5 protein-coding genes are annotated in these 3,741 nt (G+C 31.8%); 4 read left to right on the top strand and 1 reads right to left on the bottom strand.

Annotated features, from left to right (window positions below; genetic code table 11):
* The first annotated feature begins 187 nt into the window (after nt 1-187).
* Nucleotides 188-889: an aspartate/glutamate racemase family protein gene (locus AC1DRF_RS19345; protein ID WP_477741429.1), complete on the top strand. Its 702-nt coding sequence runs from the start codon at nt 188-190 to the stop codon at nt 887-889.
* 135 nt (nt 890-1,024) lie between these two features.
* On the opposite strand, the gene AC1DRF_RS19340 is transcribed toward AC1DRF_RS19345, so the two are convergent.
* Complete coding sequence (locus AC1DRF_RS19340; RefSeq protein WP_477741428.1) at nt 1,025-1,606, bottom strand: LOG family protein; 582 nt, start codon at nt 1,604-1,606, stop codon at nt 1,025-1,027.
* 99 nt (nt 1,607-1,705) lie between these two features.
* On the opposite strand from AC1DRF_RS19340, the gene AC1DRF_RS19335 reads away from it, so the two are divergent.
* From AC1DRF_RS19335 to AC1DRF_RS19325, 3 genes are all read left to right on the top strand, one after another.
* Nucleotides 1,706-2,026 (top strand): MazG nucleotide pyrophosphohydrolase domain-containing protein, encoded by a 321-nt coding sequence (locus AC1DRF_RS19335; RefSeq protein ID WP_477741427.1) that lies wholly within the window; start codon nt 1,706-1,708, stop codon nt 2,024-2,026.
* A 519-nt stretch (nt 2,027-2,545) separates the two neighbouring features.
* Nucleotides 2,546-2,932, top strand: a complete 387-nt coding sequence (locus AC1DRF_RS19330) for a hypothetical protein (protein WP_477741426.1) — start codon at nt 2,546-2,548, stop codon at nt 2,930-2,932.
* 194 nt (nt 2,933-3,126) lie between these two features.
* On the top strand, nt 3,127-3,414 hold the full coding sequence (locus AC1DRF_RS19325; RefSeq protein ID WP_477741425.1) for a hypothetical protein: 288 nt from the start codon (nt 3,127-3,129) through the stop codon (nt 3,412-3,414).
* Nucleotides 3,415-3,741: the final 327 nt, after the last annotated feature.

Raw genomic sequence — 3,741 nt, 5'->3', positions numbered from 1 at the left:
TTTATACCATAATAATGTTTTATCCACAACAGTATATACAAAGGAGCTTTTTCAAGAGCTTAGAACATATAAGTCCGGTTTTACTGGTTCTTGTAAGACTTATTATGGTAACTAAGATTACATATAATGTTCACGCCGATAGAATCTTAATGTGTGGTAATATTTTCTACAAAGGGGGTTAGGTAAATTGAAAACAATAGGCTTATTAGGTGGAATGAGCTGGGAATCATCAAGCGAGTATTACAGAATTATCAATCAAACAATAAATAGAAAGTTAGGAGGGCATCACTCTGCTAAAAGTGTGATGTATTCTGTAGACTTTGAAGAAATAAAGAAACTGCAACATAGTGATAGATGGGATGAAGCAACAGAATTAATGATTAAAGGAGCTCAATATATCGATAAAGGTGGAGCCGACTTTTTAGTTATCTGTACAAACACTATGCATAAAATGGCAAGTGATATTCAGCAACACATTGGTATTCCTATTTTACATATTGCAGATGCCACAGCTAAGAAAATAAAAGACCAAGGGATTAATAGAGTCGGGTTGCTTGGAACGAAGTTTACGATGGAAGAAGATTTTTATAAAGGGCGACTTATGGCTAATCATAATCTTGAAGTTAATATCCCCAGCGAAAAAGAGCGCCAAATTGTACATGATATTATTTACAAAGAATTATGCTTAGGGAAGATTAACTCAGGTTCCAAAAGTGCCTATCAAAAAATTATAAATAGTTTAATCAATGACGGAATAGAAGGAGCTATATTAGGTTGTACTGAAATCTCCTTACTAATTAATCAGAATGATATCTCGATACCTATATTCGATACCACAGAAATACATGCACAAACAGCAGTTGATTGGTCATTGGGGATCTCCCAATAAAATAAGTAGATGAAAAAGAGACTAAGTACCATATTCTTCAGAAAAAAGGCTTCCTAGAAACTCACATTATGTTAAGGTACATTGCAAATAAACAAAAAAGAACAGGATTAGATAGTRACTAATCCTGTTCTTTTGTTAGCTTTGAGCTTTTGTGATATATGTTTTAACTGAAGGAGGTTGATATGTATTGAATTGATCTAATAAACCTTGTGGTTCTGTATCTACAAGAGCCATAGAACGATATTTTTCCTGTAGAAATTGYTCTTCTGTCATGTGATTAAATAAAGAAATAAGTGGTGTGTAATAATCATTAATATTYAATAATCCGCAAGGCTTCTGATGTAACCCTAACTGAGCCCATGTGAAAATCTCAAAGAATTCCTCTAATGTACCTGGACCACCTGGTAAYGTAATGAATCCATCTACAAGTTCAGCCATCTTKGCTTTTCTCTCRTGCATRGAYTCAACAACAATAAGCTCTGACAGGTTTTTATGRGAAATTTCCCTTTCTTCAAGGAAAGTAGGCATGACGCCAATGACATGTCCGCCASCTTCTAACACAGCATYAGCYACAGCACCCATTACTCCAACACTTGCYCCACCATACACAAGCGAAATATTACGTTTAGCRAGCTCTTTKCCCARRKCYTTTGCACCTTGAATATAAAGRTCAGATGCTCCATTACTYGATCCACAAAATACAGCTATTCTTTTCATAAAKATCCCCTCCTATGTAATCACCGTTATTGATTATACATAATAATGGATGATTTGGTAAACTTAGTTGAAGTTAAAAAAGGAAGGTGGAACCATTTAATGAACGTAACRGAATTTCARCARTGGGTAAAGGACTACTACAAAATGAGAGGYTGGTCAGATTTAGATATCTTTATTCGAATTGGTTTTCTTGCSGARGAAACAGGTGAAGTAGCAMGAGCTATTAGGGCTTTAGAAATCGGRAGGGATCGACCAGATGAAGTAACTGGAACTTTGGAAGAAAATAAGAAAGAATTAACGGAAGAACTAGGAGATGTGTTAGGTAACTTGATTGTTATTGCTAAYAAATATGAYATTTCTTTAGAAGAAATATTCAGCTCACATAAAGARAAGCTTGCAGARCGTTATTCTACTARATGAATATAGATGTGATAAAAGAAGGGAGAGTGAAGTTGCTTTTAATAGTTGATAAAAGTGAAATATACATGTACATATCTAAAATATAGTATTAGGTTATAATTTGTTCAATCAAAAGGTAAGCAAAATAAAAAGCAACCTCATTTTTGTCATAGGAGTAAGGTTGCTTTTTAGGATTCACACTCGTTGAAGAATGAATGCCATAACCATTAAATTATATCATAATTTTCCAATTTATTTATATTTTTCTTGATGCTGCATATCTATAAAAGGTGCGCTTTTTATGCATTGTTTCAGTCTTTCCTCCTACAACAAAGGCTGATAAATCAAGGATGTATAAAAAGCTGCATAAAGAAGACAAAAGCCTTTTCGAGAACTCCTTGTCTGCCAAGGGTTCTTTTTTGGGTTGTGTTCCGGAAAGAGTGTTTTTGTAAACTAGCATTGAATATAATATACATTTTTCTCCTAAATCGAAATTGGATGTGTTAACATAAAAATAGATATTTTTAGGAGGATATAAATTTGAAATTTAGACAGCTCAGTTTAGTCATGGTATTTACTTGTACATTGCTTCTTCTTGCTAGCTGTAGTGAAGAAGATAAAAGTTTACGCTTTGAAGGGGAAAGTGATAATTGGAAATCACAATATTTCTTAACTCAAGATAAAGATAGGGAAAATGGTGAGGGAAGCATTATTTATAAAGGATCTAATAAAGATAATATTGGAGAAGTTACATATAAAATTGAAGGTGATTATGGCAGTATCGATAAAACTTCAACACCAGTAGATGGCAAATTGAGTATCAATGATGCTTGTGAAGGATGTGCAAAACAAGATAGCTCCGAACCCTTTCATGTAACTATCAAATGGGACGGTAAAACAGAAGAATTTGATTTAAAAGCAAAATAAAAGATGGTGAAAGAGAAACTTCTTTCACCATCTTTTGTTTTTACTACCTAGAACGGTGATTATGGTGACTAGCTCTGTATACATTATCTATGTAATAAAAGTACATATTAACCTTTTTATGGTAAGATATTTAATGTTGTTGTTTTTACATATAAACTACACGATTTAAAGTTATTTATGGGGGCCATTTTATATTGAAAAATACTTTAAAGATACTATCAATCCCAATAATTTTAGTTCAGTTATTGATTTTATACTTCTGGATTTTTGATTGGGAAAAGTTAGTTACACAGATTGGATTAATTACTTGGATTGTTTCAATTGTTTTGGGAATCATCATATATTTTATTCATTTAAAATTATCTTTAAAAGATAAGAAAAGTATAGTTAATAAAAAAATCGTATTATGCTCCACTTTATTAACGATTGTATTAGTTATGGGTGCTTTACTAATTGAATTTGTTACAAGTTCAATGCCTTAAGTATCCTTTGACTACCTATAAATCACATTACGTTAACTGGATTTATATATCGTATACMTACCTGAATGTTTCTTATCTAGTAAAAGAATGATGATATAATTATAGATATATCTACACAGGGAGTAGGAATATGATGAATCCAAAAGAAAAGCAAAGTTCAAAATTTAGCATTGTGTTTAAATCCTACGAACAATTTTTGAAAAAAATTTTAAATATGTWCTTTACTAGATGATATTTCATATAAAAAAGGCTTTTAAGATAACACTTAAAAGCTTTTTTTGGTGCCTAGATTGCTGATTATGKTAACTGTCTTTGTATACGATATAC

Source organism: Priestia sp. P5_B4 (genome assembly GCF_056400385.1).
This window is presented reverse-complemented; position numbering and strand designations above follow the sequence as displayed.